This window comes from Pseudomonas silensiensis, assembly GCF_050434865.1.
GTDB lineage: Bacteria > Pseudomonadota > Gammaproteobacteria > Pseudomonadales > Pseudomonadaceae > Aquipseudomonas > Aquipseudomonas fluorescens_W.
Window position 1 is genome coordinate 41323 of sequence record NZ_JBNDJH010000027.1, and the last position, 16101, is coordinate 57423.

The 16101-nt window shown below is 59.2% G+C and carries 19 protein-coding genes; 10 read left to right on the top strand and 9 right to left on the bottom strand.

The features are described 5' to 3' along the window. Positions 1 to 37 precede the first annotated feature (37 nt). Positions 38 to 394 (bottom strand): BON domain-containing protein, encoded by a 357-nt coding sequence (locus QF010_RS28520; RefSeq protein ID WP_008153317.1) that lies wholly within the window; start codon positions 392 to 394, stop codon positions 38 to 40. Between the two features lie 313 nt (positions 395 to 707). Further along, the gene (locus QF010_RS28525) at positions 708 to 1115 is read right to left on the bottom strand and encodes a pilin (protein WP_033054340.1); all 408 of its coding nucleotides are present in this window, start codon (positions 1113 to 1115) and stop codon (positions 708 to 710) included. A gap of 226 nt (positions 1116 to 1341) precedes the next feature. Here QF010_RS28525 and pilB point away from each other — a divergent pair, with 226 nt between their 5' ends. The 5 genes from pilB to yacG are packed head-to-tail and all read left to right on the top strand — an operon-like array spanning position 1342 to position 5953. Continuing rightward, positions 1342 to 3042 (top strand): type IV-A pilus assembly ATPase PilB, encoded by a 1701-nt coding sequence (pilB, locus tag QF010_RS28530; RefSeq protein ID WP_033054339.1) that lies wholly within the window; start codon positions 1342 to 1344, stop codon positions 3040 to 3042. Positions 3043 to 3044: 2 nt separating this feature from the next. Further along, a complete protein-coding gene (locus QF010_RS28535; protein ID WP_033054338.1) occupies positions 3045 to 4262 on the top strand; it encodes a type II secretion system F family protein in 1218 nt (405 codons plus the stop codon). 1 nt (position 4263) lies between these two features. Then, positions 4264 to 5136 carry a prepilin peptidase gene (locus tag QF010_RS28540; protein ID WP_429534416.1) on the top strand — a complete coding sequence of 291 codons (873 nt, stop codon included), beginning with the start codon at positions 4264 to 4266 and terminating at the stop codon, positions 5134 to 5136. Further along, positions 5133 to 5756: a dephospho-CoA kinase gene (gene coaE, locus QF010_RS28545; RefSeq protein WP_429534417.1), complete on the top strand. Its 624-nt coding sequence runs from the start codon at positions 5133 to 5135 to the stop codon at positions 5754 to 5756. The genes QF010_RS28540 and coaE overlap by 4 nt, the downstream gene beginning before the upstream one ends. Beyond that, positions 5753 to 5953, top strand: coding sequence for a DNA gyrase inhibitor YacG (gene yacG / locus QF010_RS28550; protein ID WP_429534418.1), 201 nt, complete (start codon positions 5753 to 5755; stop codon positions 5951 to 5953). The genes coaE and yacG overlap by 4 nt, the downstream gene beginning before the upstream one ends. Before the next feature lie 3 nt (positions 5954 to 5956). Here yacG and QF010_RS28555 read toward each other — a convergent pair whose 3' ends face one another. The 3 genes from QF010_RS28555 to QF010_RS28565 form a co-directional block, all read right to left on the bottom strand. Continuing rightward, positions 5957 to 6172 (bottom strand): hypothetical protein, encoded by a 216-nt coding sequence (locus QF010_RS28555; protein WP_033054332.1) that lies wholly within the window; start codon positions 6170 to 6172, stop codon positions 5957 to 5959. Between the two features lie 63 nt (positions 6173 to 6235). Beyond that, on the bottom strand, positions 6236 to 6925 hold the full coding sequence (locus QF010_RS28560) for an energy-coupling factor ABC transporter permease (RefSeq protein ID WP_429511885.1): 690 nt from the start codon (positions 6923 to 6925) through the stop codon (positions 6236 to 6238). Between the two features lie 76 nt (positions 6926 to 7001). Continuing rightward, on the bottom strand, positions 7002 to 7934 hold the full coding sequence (locus QF010_RS28565; protein ID WP_429534419.1) for a LysR family transcriptional regulator: 933 nt from the start codon (positions 7932 to 7934) through the stop codon (positions 7002 to 7004). A gap of 121 nt (positions 7935 to 8055) precedes the next feature. Here QF010_RS28565 and QF010_RS28570 point away from each other — a divergent pair, with 121 nt between their 5' ends. Continuing rightward, a complete protein-coding gene (locus tag QF010_RS28570; protein WP_033054329.1) occupies positions 8056 to 8298 on the top strand; it encodes a DUF2790 domain-containing protein in 243 nt (80 codons plus the stop codon). Positions 8299 to 8316: 18 nt separating this feature from the next. On the opposite strand, the gene QF010_RS28575 is transcribed toward QF010_RS28570, so the two are convergent. The 4 genes from QF010_RS28575 to QF010_RS28590 are packed head-to-tail and all read right to left on the bottom strand — an operon-like array spanning position 8317 to position 12831. Then, positions 8317 to 8976 (bottom strand): methyl-accepting chemotaxis protein, encoded by a 660-nt coding sequence (locus QF010_RS28575; protein ID WP_429534420.1) that lies wholly within the window; start codon positions 8974 to 8976, stop codon positions 8317 to 8319. Further along, positions 8961 to 10229 (bottom strand): OprD family porin, encoded by a 1269-nt coding sequence (locus tag QF010_RS28580; protein WP_429534421.1) that lies wholly within the window; start codon positions 10227 to 10229, stop codon positions 8961 to 8963. The genes QF010_RS28575 and QF010_RS28580 overlap by 16 nt, the downstream gene beginning before the upstream one ends. Before the next feature lie 17 nt (positions 10230 to 10246). After that, positions 10247 to 11467 carry a benzoate/H(+) symporter BenE family transporter gene (locus QF010_RS28585; protein ID WP_429534422.1) on the bottom strand — a complete coding sequence of 407 codons (1221 nt, stop codon included), beginning with the start codon at positions 11465 to 11467 and terminating at the stop codon, positions 10247 to 10249. After that, complete coding sequence (locus QF010_RS28590; protein WP_429534423.1) at positions 11464 to 12831, bottom strand: aromatic acid/H+ symport family MFS transporter; 1368 nt, start codon at positions 12829 to 12831, stop codon at positions 11464 to 11466. Before QF010_RS28590 ends, QF010_RS28585 begins: the two co-directional genes overlap by 4 nt. 252 nt (positions 12832 to 13083) lie before the next feature. On the opposite strand from QF010_RS28590, the gene QF010_RS28595 reads away from it, so the two are divergent. Genes QF010_RS28595 through QF010_RS28610 form a run of 4 tightly spaced genes read left to right on the top strand, consistent with a single transcriptional unit; the run spans position 13084 to position 15821 of the window. Further along, complete coding sequence (locus QF010_RS28595) at positions 13084 to 13710, top strand: DUF1780 domain-containing protein (RefSeq protein ID WP_008154887.1); 627 nt, start codon at positions 13084 to 13086, stop codon at positions 13708 to 13710. Next, on the top strand, positions 13707 to 14234 hold the full coding sequence (locus QF010_RS28600) for an MOSC domain-containing protein (RefSeq protein ID WP_429534424.1): 528 nt from the start codon (positions 13707 to 13709) through the stop codon (positions 14232 to 14234). The genes QF010_RS28595 and QF010_RS28600 overlap by 4 nt, the downstream gene beginning before the upstream one ends. Before the next feature lie 54 nt (positions 14235 to 14288). After that, complete coding sequence (locus QF010_RS28605) at positions 14289 to 14462, top strand: DUF3094 domain-containing protein (protein WP_008154890.1); 174 nt, start codon at positions 14289 to 14291, stop codon at positions 14460 to 14462. Between the two features lie 60 nt (positions 14463 to 14522). Continuing rightward, positions 14523 to 15821, top strand: a complete 1299-nt coding sequence (locus QF010_RS28610; protein ID WP_033054320.1) for an NAD(P)/FAD-dependent oxidoreductase — start codon at positions 14523 to 14525, stop codon at positions 15819 to 15821. Positions 15822 to 16101: the final 280 nt, after the last annotated feature.

Here is a 16101-nt window from a genome sequence, read left to right on the forward strand (position 1 = left end):
GTCGCGCCTTCTCCCAGTCCAGGCGAGAAGCCTTGTCTTACTCGGATTTCAGGCCGTCAGCGGAGACCGCCTGGACGCCTTTGATTTTCTTGGCGATCGCCACGGCGGTGGCTTTCTGAGCGTCAGTTACCGCAACGGTGGACGACAGAGACACTACGCCTTTGTTGGTTTCGACTTTGATGTCGGTACCAGGAATGCCTTTTTCGGTCACCAGGTCGGCTTTGACTTTAGTGGTGATCCAGGTATCGGAAGTAGCTTCTTTGGCTTTGGTGACTTCACCGGCCGCCAGAGTCATCGGAGCCTGGGTGGTTTGGGTGGTCTGTGCAAATGCAGCGTTGGCCATGGTCAGGGTCAGCGCGGTAGCAGTAGCGGCAGCGATAGCGAACTTCTTCATACGAGTAACTCCTGTTTTTCATAAAGTCTGCTGCGTGTCTTGTCAGCAGGGTTACTGGAGATAGTGCGAACGCTGTGCCAAGTTTGAGACAGTCAATAAATCTATATAAATCAATAAGTTATGAAAACGGTTAATTTTCGGAATCATGCAAATTGCATGACTTTGATTTTTTCTACATGCAAGTTGCGGGTTTTGGGCATGGGCCTAAGGCCATGAATTATCGGGTTTTTTGTACTTGAGCCTGATACGCACTTAAAAAAATGCCCCTGTCTGTCGACAGAGGCACTTCAAACCGCTTTAACCGCGTTACCAATTACGGGTGTGTGCAACCTGCTGGTGCGAAATCGGCACCGACGCTGGTGGCGCATGACCAACCATTAGCTGCGTCTCGAGTCAGTGTCACAGTCGCACCAGCAATAACCGCTGGAGGGCTTTTCACTGTGCAAAGAATGCCTGGAGTAGTACCAGTAACGGCGGTGATCGTGCAGTTCTGCGAATTGGCGGCATTTGGAGCAAAAGTGGCTACAGCCGGGGCCGCAGTACCCGAGTTGACCGCGTCCTCATAACCCACTTTGAGCGCCGAAATTTCGGCTGCACCCGCCGTCATCTTCGCCCGCGCCTGATACTTCGAGTAAGCCGGAATGGCAAACGTCGCCAGGATCCCGATGATCGCCACCACGATCAACAGCTCGATAAGCGTAAAACCTTTTTGAGTATTCATAGACAAGCTCCATGCATGAGTCGAAATCTCATGATCTGAGCTAGCCACAGCACAGTCCATGCCATGCCCTTCGCCCGCCTGTTATAGAGACACGGGACCAACACAAAGCCGTTTCCTACCCCCAGAATCCGCACTATCTGACACTTTTTGTCACCTGAACGCCGCTGGTTTGGTTCCTCCGCTTGACTAGGCTATAAGTCATGAACTGTCTGCGTCCGGGATCCCCATGAATGACATCGCCCTTAGCGGTCTGGCCAAGCAATTGGTCCTGGCCGAACTGCTCACTGACAAAAGCGCGCAACAGGCGTATCAGCAAGCCCAACGTGATAAAACCCCGCTGGTCAGCTATTTGGTGCAGAACAGGCTGGTAAAAAGCCGCCAGGTCGCCGAGATCGCCTCGGAACACTTCGGCATGGCCTTGCTCGACCTCAACTGCCTGGACAAGGAAACCCAACCCAAGGGTCTGGTCAGCGAGAAACTGATTCGCCAGCACCACGCCCTGCCTCTCTGGCGACGCGGCAACAAACTGTTCGTGGGCGTTTCCGACCCGACCAATCACCAGGCCATCAATGACATCCAGTTCAGCACCGGGCTCACTACCGAAGCCATTCTGGTTGAAGACGACAAACTTACCGATGCCATCGAAAAATTCTTCGACAGCCATAGCACCGGCCTGGAAGACATGGCCGATGTCGACCTTGATGGTGTGGACATCGAATCGATCGATGACAACAAACAGGACTCCATTGGCGGACAAGACGCCGAGGACGCACCCGTGGTGCGCTTCGTCCACAAGATGTTGCTCGACGCGATCAAGAGTGGCTCTTCCGACCTGCATTTCGAGCCCTACGAAAAAACCTACCGCGTGCGGATGCGCACCGACGGCATGCTGCGTGAAGTTGCCAAGCCGCCGATTCAACTGGCCAACCGCATAGCCTCGCGGCTGAAAGTCATGGCCAGCCTCGACATCTCCGAGCGACGCAAACCACAGGATGGGCGGATCAAGATGCGCCTGTCCAAGAGCAAGTCCATCGACTTCCGGGTCAACACCCTGCCGACCCTGTGGGGCGAGAAAGTGGTGATCCGGATCCTCGACCCGTCCAGCGCACAAATGGGCATCGATGCCCTCGGCTACGAGCAGGACCAGAAAGACCTGTACATGGCCGCCCTCAAGCAGCCACAGGGGATGATTCTGGTGACAGGCCCCACCGGGTCGGGCAAGACCGTGTCGCTCTACACCGGTCTGAATATCCTCAACACCGTGGACATCAACATCTCCACCGCCGAAGACCCGGTGGAGATCAATATGGAAGGCATCAACCAGGTCAACGTCAATCCCAAGCAGGGACTGGGCTTTGCCCAGGCGTTGCGCTCGTTCCTGCGCCAGGACCCGGACGTAATCATGGTTGGCGAGATCCGTGACCTCGAAACTGCAGAAATAGCCATCAAGGCAGCCCAGACCGGGCACCTGGTGCTGTCGACCCTGCACACCAACAGCGCCGCCGAAACCCTGACTCGCCTGCACAACATGGGCATCCAGGGGTTCAACATTGCTACCTCGGTCAGCCTGATCATCGCCCAGCGCCTGGCGCGCAAGCTATGCAGCCATTGCAAGAAACCCATCGAGATTCCCCGGGAGGCACTGCTCAAGGAAGGCTTCCCGGAGGAACGGATCGGCTCATTCACGATCTATGAACCGGTCGGTTGCGATCACTGCAACAACGGTTACAAAGGCCGAGTCGGAATTTATGAAGTGGTGAAGAATACCCCGGACCTGCAACGGCTGATCATGGCCGAAGGGAACTCACTGGAAATCGACATCCAGATGCGTAAGGACGGTTTCAATGACCTGCGTACGTCGGGCCTGCTCAAGGCCATGCAAGGCATCACCAGCCTTGAAGAAATCAACCGGGTCACCAAGGACTGAATATGGCGGTCAAAGCAGTAAAAATCAGCGTCTACACCTGGGAGGGTACAGACCGCAAAGGCACCAAAATAACGGGCGAGTTGAGCGGTCAGAACCCGGCGTTGATCAAGGCCCAGTTGCGCAAGCAGGGCATCAACCCCGGCAAGGTACGCAAGAAGTCCACCTCGATTTTCAACATGGGCAAGCGCATCAAGGCTCAGGACATCGCCCTGTTCACCCGGCAAATGGCGACCATGATGAAGGCTGGCGTACCGCTGCTGCAGTCTTTCGACATCATCGGTGAAGGCTTCGATAACCCGGCGATGCGCACACTGATTGACGAGGTGAAACAGGAAGTCGCGGCGGGTAACAGCTTCGCCGCTTCCCTGCGCAAAAAACCTCAGTATTTCGATGAGCTCTACTGCAACCTGGTCGATGCCGGCGAGCAGGCCGGTGCCCTCGATACCCTGCTGGAGAGAGTGGCGACCTATAAGGAAAAGAGCGAAAGCCTCAAGGCCAAGATCAAGAAAGCCATGACCTACCCACTGGCAGTGGTGTTCGTCGCGATCATTGTGACCGGGATTCTGCTGGTCAAAGTGGTGCCGCAGTTCGAATCGGTGTTCAAAGGGTTTGGCGCCGAATTGCCAGCCTTCACGGTGATGGTCATCGGCCTGTCGGAGTTCATGCAGAATTGGTGGTGGGCGATGCTCGGCGTGCTGATCGCGACCATCTTCGGTGTGCGCCACGCGTTTAAAACATCGCAAGGCTTTCGGGACCGAATGGACGCCTGGCTGCTGAAACTGCCGCTGATTGGCACGCTGATGTACAAGTCCGCCGTGGCCCGTTACGCCCGCACGCTGTCGACGACATTTGCGGCAGGTGTGCCACTGGTGGAAGCCCTGGATTCGGTGGCCGGCGCTACCGGCAACATCGTGTTCAAGCGCGCGGTGCTGCGCATCAAGCAGGACGTATCCACGGGCATGCAGCTGAATTTTTCCATGCGCGCCTCCGGCATTTTTCCGAACATGGCGATCCAGATGACCGCGATTGGCGAAGAGTCCGGCGCACTGGACGATATGCTCGACAAGGTCGCGAGCTTCTATGAGGACGAAGTGGACAACATGGTCGATAACCTCACCAGCCTGATGGAGCCGTTCATCATGGTGGTGCTGGGTGTTATCGTCGGTGGCCTGGTGGTTGCGATGTACCTGCCCATCTTCCAACTCGGCTCAGCGATCTGACATGCCCTTGAACGACATTCTGACCCTCCCCCCGTTGACCTTCGTGATCGCAGCCATGTTGGTGGGCCTGCTGATTGGCAGCTTTCTCAACGTGGTGGTCTGGCGCCTGCCAAAAATGCTTGAGCGCGAATGGCGTGAGGAGGCTCGTGAAGTGTTGGGCTTGCCGAGCGAAACACCGCTGCCGACCTTCAACCTGATGCTGCCCCATTCCCAGTGCCCACAGTGCGGCCATCGAATCCGCGCCTGGGAAAATATTCCGGTGCTCAGTTATCTGTTTTTACGGGGTCGATGCTCGAACTGCACGGCAGCCATCAGCAAACGCTACCCGCTGACCGAACTGGCCTGCGGTCTGCTCTCGGCGTTCATTGTCTGGCATTTCGGTTTCGGCTGGCAGGCCTGCATGGCGCTGCTCCTGAGCTGGGGGCTGCTGACCATGAGCCTGATCGACGCCGAACATCAACTGCTGCCGGATGTGCTGGTGCTGCCGCTGATTTGGCTGGGGCTGATCGTCAACAGCTTCGGACTTTTCGTGTCCTTGCATGAAGCGTTGTGGGGCGCGGTGGCCGGGTATATGGCGTTGTGGTCAGTGTTCTGGCTGTTCAAGCTGATCACCGGCAAGAACGGCATGGGCCACGGTGATTTCAAGTTGTTAGCGATGTTCGGCGCCTGGGGTGGCTGGCAGATCTTGCCACTGACCCTCCTGTTATCGTCGATGGTGGGCGCCGTTGTCGGCGTGATTTTGCTGCGTTTGCGCAACGCGAAAACCTCCACGCCGATCCCCTTCGGACCCTTTCTGGCAATTGCCGGCTGGATTGCCTTGCTCTGGGGTGGTCAAATAACCGACTTCTATTGGCAGTTTGTCGGTTTGAAATGAATACCCCTGTGGAAAAACCCTGGATTCTCGGCCTGACCGGCGGCATCGGTAGCGGCAAAAGCGCGGCTGCCCAGCACTTCATCGACCTGGGTGTGCACGTAGTGGACGCCGATCACGCGGCGCGCTGGGTGGTAGAACCGGGTCGCCCGGCGCTGGCCAGGATCGCCGAACACTTCGGTCCCGGCGTATTGCAAGCCGACGGGCAACTGGATCGCGCGGCGTTGCGCAAACTGATCTTCGAAGTGCCAGAGGAACGCCGCTGGCTCGAAGCGTTGCTGCATCCGCTGATCGCCAGGGAAATCGCCGATCACTTGGCCAAGGCACAATCGCCTTACGCGATTCTGGTTTCGCCGCTGCTGATCGAGTCCGGGCAGTACGCCATGACCCAACGGGTTCTGGTGATCGATGCCCCGGAACAACTGCAGATCGAACGCACCCTGCAGCGTGACCAGACCAGCGAGCAACAGGTCCAGGCGATCCTCAAGGCCCAGTCCAGCCGACAGGACCGCGTGAGCCACGCCAACGATGTGGTGGTCAATGACCGCGACCTCGCCTGGCTGCACAGCGAGGTCGAACGCCTGCATCACTTTTACCTTACTTTGCGTGGAGGCCAGTCATGAGCCAGACCCCAACCGTCAATTGCCCAACCTGTGGCGCCCCTGTCGAATGGGTCGCCAGCAACGTCAACCGGCCGTTCTGCTCGGATCGCTGCAAATTGATCGACCTCGGGGCATGGGCCTCGGAAGAACACAAGATTCCGGTCAGCCCGGATGCCGAAGACGAGCTGTTCAGCGAAGACTTCGAGCCGCGTCACTGATCTTCAAGGCCGCATAAAACCGTAGTCCTGGCTGTCATCGAGGTTTTCCGCGAGAAAACGCAACTCATCGGCCAGGTCTTCGGCACTGCGCACTGCCTTGCTCTGTTGCACCACTGCACTGAGCAAGGCGCGCAGGCTCAACCCCGGATCAAACCCCACTTCCTGCGCCCCATCCAGACTTTGACGCAACTCCTGCCTTGCCCATTCGTAGACACTCATTTCGATGCTCCTGAAGGTTTTCCAGAGCATGAATTCGTGAGCGTTTTTTGCCTTTGATGTGGATCAAGATTTGGGATCGTCGTCTTTCCAGGGGGCCGAAAGGTAGCGCGTGCGATTGAACGTCTCCAGCCACTCGGGGCAAAACACCACCAGCGCGCTGACCACCATGCCGTTGATGAACGCTTCCGGGAAAATCAGCAGCCACAGATAACCGACAAAATCTTCCAGCCAATACGGCATGGCGAAACGTTCGTCGAACCACAGCAACCACAGCGCCAGCAGCAGGCACAGCAACGCCGACAGCGCCGCTGCAAAAAAACCGGACACGAAGATATACACAAAGGGATTACGCGGTTGCGCTCGCTCCACCAGGATCGCGCAGCACTCGGTGACCAGCACCGGCAGCAGAATCAGCAGCGCGCCGTTGACCCCCATCGCCGCCAGATCTTGCCGCCCCAGCAGCACGAGTCCCGTTTGGGCGACCAACCCGCCGACAATCGCCAGCGGCCAGTCGAGCAACAGGGTCACGGCGGTCATGCCGATAAAGTGGTAGGACACGCCGGTGTCGAAGTCTTGTCTCACCAGCCAGAGCATGAACAGCGCGAACACCGTGCCAAACAACAGATGCTGGCGGCGACTGTCACTGAACAGTTCGACCCACGGTGCTCGCGCAACGGCCCAGATCAGCACCGGCACATAGATCAACCACCCCGCCGTGAGGGTTTCAGGTGACAGTAACTCGGCGCCGATCATGGCTGGGCACACTCCCTTGTCTTGCCGAAAGAGAACAGGCCCTCAGTCTACACCGCCCCTCGTACGCCCTTCGACTTCAGGCCCAATGCCGTGGATCGTTCATCACCGCCTCGTGTTCAGCGAACAGCTTGGGCAATTCGGCCTTGAGAAAGTCCACCCAGGTCCTGACCTTGGCATCGAGAAAACGCCGCGACGGGTACAACGCATAGACGTTGCGTTCACGAGGGCGCCAGGCCGGCAGCAAGCGCAACAAGGTGCCATCGCTCAAGGAGCGCGTCGCGGTGTAGAACGGAATCAGGCTGATCCCCATGCCGGCCTCCGACGCCTTGACCATCGACTCGGCGACGTTGCACTGAAAGGTCCTGGCCGGGCTGACGGCATGCTCGCCCTCTTCGTCCCGGAACACCCATTCATCGCTGTACAACGGGTCGAGCATGCGCAGGCACCGATGATCCTTCAGCGCCATCGGTGTGTGCGGCACGCCATGCCGTTGCAGGTACTCCGGGGAGGCGCAGGGCACGCTGTAAATCTGCCCGATCGCATGGGCGACCAATTGCGAATCGGCCAGTTCATGGGCAATCGAAATCACCACATCGTGCCCTTCCTCCAGCGGATCGGGATTGCGCTGCGACAGCGTCAGCTCGAACACCACATCGGGGTAAAGCTCGCTGTAACGGGCGATCAACGGCGTGATCAGCACACCCAGGCCATTCATGCTGTGCACCCGCAGCCGTCCACTCGGTTTGAGATGGGCGCCGCGGGCCTCCGCCGTTGCCACCTCCATTTCTTCGAGTATTTGCCGACTGCGCACCAAAAAGCGTTCACCGGCCTCGGTCAGGCTCAATCGCCGCGTGGTGCGTTGTAGCAAACGCGCTTGCACATGCTGCTCCAGATCGGCCACCAGTCGCGACACTTGCGCGGTCGACAGGTCCAGCGCATCGGCGGCGGCGGTAAAACTTGCGCAATCCACCACGCGGACGAACACCCGCAAATTATTGAGCAGATCCATAAGCCCTCCACGGGCGGTGACTGTTACGTTTCATGTAAGGCTGCATCAGGCGCTGGCCCCTTTATCGGTGGCGGGCGAAGACTAGAATTCAGGTATCGGAATCAACACGGAGCACGGAAAAATGAAAACCCTGATCAGCCTGTTTCTGACCGTTGTCGCCACCTCGGCCATGGCCGCCGGCAACGAACCTGCCGCGACCTCGTACAACCCGGCACAGCCGCTGGACATCGCCGAAGTGGTTTCCGTGTCGAACACCGCGACCGCCTGCGGGGTTGTGCCGGCGACCATGGAGTATGTCGATCATCAAGGCCAGACCCATCGCGTGACGTACGAGGTCATGGGTGATTGCACGAGCAACCTGTAATCACTGGCGTTGCATGACTCACACGATCATTCGTTTCGCCTGCAAGGCCAGATCATGCAAGCCGGCCAGGCGCGCCATGATGCGTTCGACCACCTCGACCCTGGCCACCGCACCGCTTTGCAGTTCGCCCATTGAGTGCAAGGCCACTCCGGCCTTTTCCAGTCCCAGACGTGTAGAGCCGGACAACTGCTGAAGACCTTGGCGTGCCTGTTCAGCGGACTGTTCCAGCCCCGTAGCGATTTGCCGGATCTGCGCACTGGAGTCCGCTGCCTGACGCGAGAGATTGCGCACCTCATCGGCCACCACCGCAAACCCTCGGCCATGGCTGCCCGCCCTCGCCGCCTCAATGGCTGCATTCAACGCCAACAGGTTGGTCTGACGGGAAATGGCCTGGATGCTGCCGACAATCGCGCCGATGCGCATCGACTGACTGCCGAGCTCGTCGAACACTTGATCCAGACGCTGCATATAGAGGTTCAGATCTTCCAGCACACTGGCCGAAGACTGCATGCTCAACGCACTCGCCTTCACCCGTTCACCTGCCGTGCGCGCCAGTTGATTGGCAAAGCGCATGTCTTCCTCGGTTTGCAGCACGGACTCGGTCAATTGCTCCAGCGTGACCTGCAAGCCGTTTTTGTGCGATAGCTGTTCTTTTTCAGGGGTCATAGCAGCGTCCATGTGTAGCTGAGGATCAAGCGGTTTTCGTCGATGTCACTGCGGTAGTTGGAACGGGCCATCGCGTTGCGCACACGAATCCCGAGGCCTTTGAGGCTGCCGCTCTGCAGCACATAGCCGAGATCGAGATCACGCTCGCGGTCCTTGCCCTCGAACCCTTTGCCGGTATCGACATTGTTGCCGGTGATGTAGCGCACGGTGCTGGTCAGCCCCGGCACGCCGAGGGCGGCGAAATCGTAGTCGTAACGCGCCTGCCAGGAGCGCTCATCGGTGAAGGCGAACTCGTAGGTCGGCACCTCGTTACCCAGTGGGCTGATGTTGGCAAACACTCGCGGGAAGGCGCTGTCGCCGAACATGCCCTGATAACCGACATAGAACGTGTGGCCGCCACGCTTGGCCGACAGCAAGGAGAAGAACGCCTGGTTGTCGATGTTGCCCAGCAGCTTCTTGCCGTCTTCGCGCGAATCGTAATATCCAAGGTTGGCGCCCAGGATCCAGTTACCGAGTGGCTCGTTGTGCTTGAGGCCGAGAAAACGCTGGTTGTAGATATCTTCCAGTTGCCCGAACCAGGCGCTGACCGAACTGCGTTTATCGTTGAAGGCGTAATCGGCGCCGACAAAGTTGAAGCCATCACTGCTGACCTGACGCTGCGGTATATGACCGAGCATGGCTTGCATCTTTTCGTCACCCGCCTCATTACGCAGGCTGGTCGAGTTCAAGTGACCACCTTGCAACGTCAGGCCATTGATCTCGTTCGAGCTGATGCTCGCACCTTGATAGCTGGGCGGCAGCAAACGGATATCGCTGAAGGCCAGCACTGGCAAGTTCGGTTGCAGTTCACCCACCTTCAGTTCGGTTTTGGAGAAACGCACCTTCAACGCGCCTTCCAGTCGGCTGTACTCATTCGCCGCGCGCCCGTCATCCTGCACCGGCAGCAAACCGGTATTGACCCGGTCCGGGCTGCTGTCGAGTTTGAGGCCGAGCAGGCCAATGACATCCACACCAAAACCGACGGGGCCTTGGGTGTAACCGGATTTGACGTTGAGGATGAAGCCCTGCGCCCACTCTTCAGCCTTCGACTGTTGGTTGGCCCCGACGATGTCGGAAAAGTCCCGGCTGAAATAGTAATTGCGTGCTTGCAAGGTCGCAGTGGTGTCTTCGATGAAGCCACTCTCGGCCGCCATTGCACCGGCGGAGAAACTCGAGACGACCGCCATGGACAACACTGAACCGGTTGTTGGAAGAATCTGTTTCATCGTTTTTTCTCTTATTTTTATTGATCGACAGGTTGAAGTGCTTCAACCGCAGCGGATTCGCGGCGGGGAACAGGACGACGGGCGTTTAACAACACGTGGGTGACCATGCCGAAAATCAGCCCCCAAAAAGCCGCGGACAAACCCAACAACGACATGCCCGACGCGGTGGTCAGAAAGGTCACCAACGCGGCTTCGCGATCACTCGGCACGGCCATTGCGCCGGCCAACGCCCCGGCAATCGCGGCGAACAGCGCCAGCCCGGCCAAGGCGGCGATCAGTTCTTTGGGGAACGCGGAAAACAGTGAAACCAGGGTGGCGCCGAAGATTCCCAACACCAGGTAACACAGCCCGCCCACAACCCCGGCCACATAGCGTTTGCCGGGATCTTCATGGGCCTCGCGCCCGGTACAAATCGCCGCGGTGATGGCCGCCAGATTCAGCCCATGGCAACCAAACGGCGCCAACAGCGCGGTGCCCACCGCACTGCTGGCGATGATCGGGCCGGCCGGCGTTGCGTAACCGCTGGCGCGCAGCACCGCCATGCCGGGAACGAACTGACCGGTCAGCGCCACCATCACCAGCGGCAAGGCGATATTCAGGGTCGCGCTCAGGCTGAACGCGGGCGTGATCCACACCGGCGTGGCCAACCCGATCACCAACGCTTCGCTGTGCAAATCACCGGCGAAAAACGCCATCGAGCAGCCCACCAGCAGCACCATCAACACCGCATAACGCGGAATCAGCCGTTTGCAGATCAGGTACGTGGCGAACATCGCCAGCACCAGCAACGGCTTGCCCTGCAACGAGACGAACAACCCGGTGCCAAAGCTGAACAGAATCCCCGCCAGCATCGCTGCCGCAATCGCAGCGGGCAGTTTGCCGATGATCCGGTCAAACGCCCCCGAGACCCCGACCAGAAAGATAATCAGGCTGCTGACCAGGTAAGCACCCACCGCCTCCGGCATGGAGATTCCCGGCAACAGCGCCACCAGCAACGCCGAACCCGGCGCCGACCACGCGATGATCACCGGGACGCGGTAACGCAGGCTCAGACCGATGCCGAGTACGGCGCTGCCGATGGAAATCGCCCAGACCCAGGAAGCCAGCACCTCCCGCGAGAGGTGCGCTGTCTCGGCGGCCTGAAAGATGATCACCAACGGGCCTGCGTAGGAAATCACCGTGGCGATAAATCCGGCGACTGCCGCAGACAGGGAAAAGTCCCGGAATAACGCTCTCATGAAACGTCGCCAACAGACCCGTCGAGCGAACCGTGGCGCAGGCCCGACAGCGCGTGTTTAGCACTGCGCCGACTGCTGACGGCGAACACGGTCATGGCAATCGCGGCCACCGCACCGGGCAAGGCAAAGGCCATGAAGTTCAGTTGCAGCGGCAGGCTGATCCCGAGTAACGCACCGCCCAGCAGCGGTCCGACAATGGCACCATTGCGCCCGATGCCCGACGCCCAGCCCAAACCGGTGGAGCGAATGGTCATCGAGTAGAACTGCGCGGCGCAGGCGTACAACAGAATCTGCGAGCCGATGGTGGTGGCGCCGGCGATGGCGATCAGCAGGTACAACAGCGGCATCGGGCTGTTGAAACCCAGCAAGGTGATCGACACCGCCGCCACGGCGAAGAACACCGCCAACACCCGCGGCAGGTTGAGTTTGTCACCCAACACGCCGCCGCCGACCGCGCCGAAAATGGCGCCGAAGTTGAGCACCAGCAGGAACGACAGACTCGAGCCCAGGCTATAACCCGCGTTGGCCATCAGTTTCGGCAGCCAGGAACTCAAGGCGTAGACCATCAGCAAGCAGCAGAAAAACGCCAGCCACAACATCAGCGTGCGCAGCGCACGACCTTCGCGAAACAGTTGCAACACCGGGGTGCCGGTGCCCTTCACTTCGCTCATGTGCAGCAGATCGCTGGTTTGCGCGACGTAAGCCGGATCAATCCGTTCCAGAACGTTGCGCGCCTCTTCATTGCGTCCCTGACGCAGCATGAAACCCACCGACTCGGGCAGGAAGTACATGATCAACGGCAACAACAGCAACGGCAGCACCGCCACGTAAAACACCGCTTGCCAGCCAAAACTCGGGATCAGCACGATACCGAGCCCCGCCGAGAGCATGCCGCCCACCGAATAGCCGCTGAACATGATCGCCACCAGCGTGCTGCGGATTTTCTTCGGCGCGTACTCGTTCATCAGCGCCACGACGTTGGGCATCACCCCGCCAATGCCAAGCCCGGCAATGAATCGGCAGAGGCCAAACTCGGTGGGGTTGCGGGCAATACCATTGAGCACGGTAAAACCGCTGAACAGCATCACGCAGATCGTGATGGCTTTTTTGCGTCCGATCTTGTCGGACAGCGGGCCGAAGAACAGCGCGCCGAACATCATCCCGAACAGCGCATAACTGCCCAGTGCGCCCGCTTGCAGGGGACTGAGCCCCCACTCTTTCATCAGCATCGGCAGCACCACGCCGTAGATCACCAAATCGTAACCGTCGAAGATGATGATCAGGGCACACCAGAACAGCACCATCCAGTGAAAGCGGTTGAATCGTGCGTTGTCGATAACCTCATGTACGTCGATCTTGCGCATGGCATTTATCTCTTGTTGTTGTTTTTTTAAGAGCGTCGGTAACGCGGCTAACGTCCGTACAGCCGAGGGTAGAGGCGCCAGGCACGTGGCAATATCCGCTTTGCGCAGATCGCTATCCGTTTTGTGCAAGGCCCTGAACCGGGCGCGGGATGTGGATTGTTGCGGGCATGACGCACCGTAGATCCGGCAGATCTGACCCTCTCCGATAAACTGTCTTCTTTGCGATCGCATTTGAACGCTAAGCTTGGGCTTATGGATGACTCAGATTATTTACGCCTGCTGACCATTGCGGCCGAGCAAGCCAACGCGTTCCTGTCCAATGCCCGCAAATGGGAGCGTGAGCGTTGGGTCTGTCAGCGCCTGCTGCAAGGCCTGAACATTCCCTATCGCGCCGACGAATTCGCCCCGGCCGGGGAGCCGCCGGACGTGCTGTTTCGTGACGCCAGTTTCGAAGTGTTTTTCGTGCTCGATGAAGGCCGACGCCTCAACGACGAATGGCGCGATGAGCTGCAACGCCGGCGCAGCGCGTTTTCCCTGAGTTCGCTGGTGCGCCGCGAGGCCAAGCCCCGGCGCATTCCGGCCAATGAATTCTTGCTGAGACTGGCACCGACCTTGCGCAAAAAAGCCCATAACTACAAAGAGCGTGGCATGGACCTGGGCGAACTGGACATCATCGCCTTCGCCAGCCTCAAGCGCGAAGTGCTGGACCTCAACAGCCATTTCCCGCCGCCGACCGAATACTTGCGCCAGGGCTGGCGCTCGTTGTCGCTGGTCGGTCCGACCTTCGCCCGCGTGCTGTTCGCGCACCCGGATGCGCCGGATTTCCTGCGCAGCAACCTGGGTCGCAGCATTGTTTTCGACGTCGGGATCAGCCTGTGAGCCCATTGCAGGAACTGATTGCCGAAGTGCCGCAAACGGGTCGCGTTCGCTGGATCGGCGTGCGGCCGCTATCACGTTCTCAGATGATCGAACTCGATGCCGTGGAGGCGCGGCTTGAAGCCGGTTTAACCGGTGATCACGCGCGTCCCGGCGTACGCAATGCGCGGCAGGTGACGCTGATTCAGTGGGAGCATCTGGCAGTGATCAGTTCGCTGATGGGCCGCCCGGCGGATCAACCGGTGTTGCCCCATGATCTGCGGCGCAACATCGTCGTCAGCGGCATCAATCTCTTCAGTCTCAAGGGTCGGCGCTTCAGGATCGGCCAGGCGATTTTCGAAACCACCGGTTGGTGCCAACCCTGTGCCCGCCTCGAGAACAACCTCGGTCCCGGGACCTTTCAGGCCGTTCGCGGACATGGCGGAATCACTGCCCGAGTGTTACAAAGTGGAATCATTCGCCTGGACGATACGGTGAGCGTCGAGCCCATTCCTGCCAGCGGCTATGCTCCGTTCAACGTTCGTTAAATCAGCCTGTAGCTTCTACACATTCAGCAACGTCTACCCCTGACGAGGCCCAATATGACCAGCCGCCTGAACCCCGACGACCAAAAGCATGTCGAAGAGTACCTGCAACTGTCCCAGCACCAAGTCGAGCGCCGGCCTTTCCGGCCGTGGATGCTCCTGGTGGTGGTGTTGGCAGTGACCATTGGTTTGGGCCTGTTGAGCCGACTTATCAGTTACCTGACGCTATGAGCTGCATCGCGCTCGCTCGGGTAATTGCACCGATTTCTTTTAGCCTTGCGAGATATCCCCATGACTCATCGTATTGTCATCGTTGGCGGCGGCGCCGGCGGTCTGGAGTTGGCTACCCGTCTGGGTAAGACTCTGGGCAAGCGCGGCACGGCCAGTGTGATGCTGGTCGACGCGAACCTGACTCACATCTGGAAACCGCTGTTGCACGAAGTGGCGGCAGGTTCCCTGAACTCTTCCGAAGACGAACTCAACTATGTTGCCCAGGCGAAATGGAACCACTTCGAGTTCCAGCTGGGGCGCATGAGCGGGCTTGATCGCGCACAGAAGAAAATCCAGCTGGCCGCCACCTACGACGAAGCCGGCGTGGAACTGGTCCCGGCGCGCGAAGTGGGTTACGACTCGCTGGTGATCTCGGTCGGCAGCACCACCAACGATTTCGGGACTCAGGGCGCGGCGCAACACTGCCTGTTCCTCGACACCCGCAAACAGGCCGAGCGCTTCCACCAGCAATTGCTCAACCACTACCTGCGCGCCCATGCCGGGCAGACCGACAAGGTCGAGCAGATCAGCGTCGCCATCGTCGGCGCCGGTGCCACCGGGGTCGAACTGGCTGCCGAACTGCACAACGCCGCGCATGAGTTGGCCGCCTATGGTCTTGACCGGATCAAACCGGAAAACATGCACATCACGCTGATCGAAGCCGGGCCACGGGTGCTGCCCGCCCTGCCGGAGCGTATCGGCGGGCCGGTGCATAAAACCCTGGAGAAACTCGGGGTCAACGTCATGACCAATGCCGCCGTCAGTGAAGTGACGGCCGACAGCCTGATTACCGTCGATGGCAAAGTCATCAACGCCAGCCTGAAAGTCTGGGCCGCCGGGATTCGTGCACCGGGCTTCCTCAAGGACATCGACGGCCTGGAGACCAACCGGATCAATCAGCTGCAAGTGCTGCCGACCCTGCAAACCACCCGCGACGAGAACATCTTCGCCTTCGGTGACTGCGCGGCCTGCCCGCAACCGGGCACCGATCGCAATGTGCCGCCGCGCGCCCAGGCTGCGCATCAGCAAGCTTCGTTGCTGGCCAAATCGCTGAAACTGCGGATCGAAGGCAAGCCTCTGCCTGCATACAAGTACACCGACTACGGCTCGCTGATCTCGCTGTCGCGTTTTTCGGCTGTGGGTAACTTGATGGGCAACCTCACCGGCAGCGTGATGCTTGAAGGCTGGCTGGCGCGGATGTTTTACGTGTCGCTGTATCGCATGCACCAGATGGCGCTGTATGGCGCGTTTCGCACGGCGATGCTGATGTTGGGCAGCAAGATCGGGCGCGGGACTGAGCCGCGACTCAAACTTCACTAACTCGGTCTAGTGTGGGAGCGGGCTTGCTCGCGAAGGCGGTGTGACAGTCAATAGAGATGTTGAATGTTATGACCCCTTCGCGAGCAAGCCCGCTCCCACATTTGTTCTGCATCAACCTGTAGATCTGTGTCTCACTGTATCTCCCCTGCCGTTTCATCCCCTTCGCTTACAAACTCCCCCCTTGCGCGACACAGTAGCGATACACCACGCCCGCTAAATGGCCACACCCGAGCAAGGCTCCCCGCCAGCTACGGTTATCGCCGCACTTACGTGGCGTCCT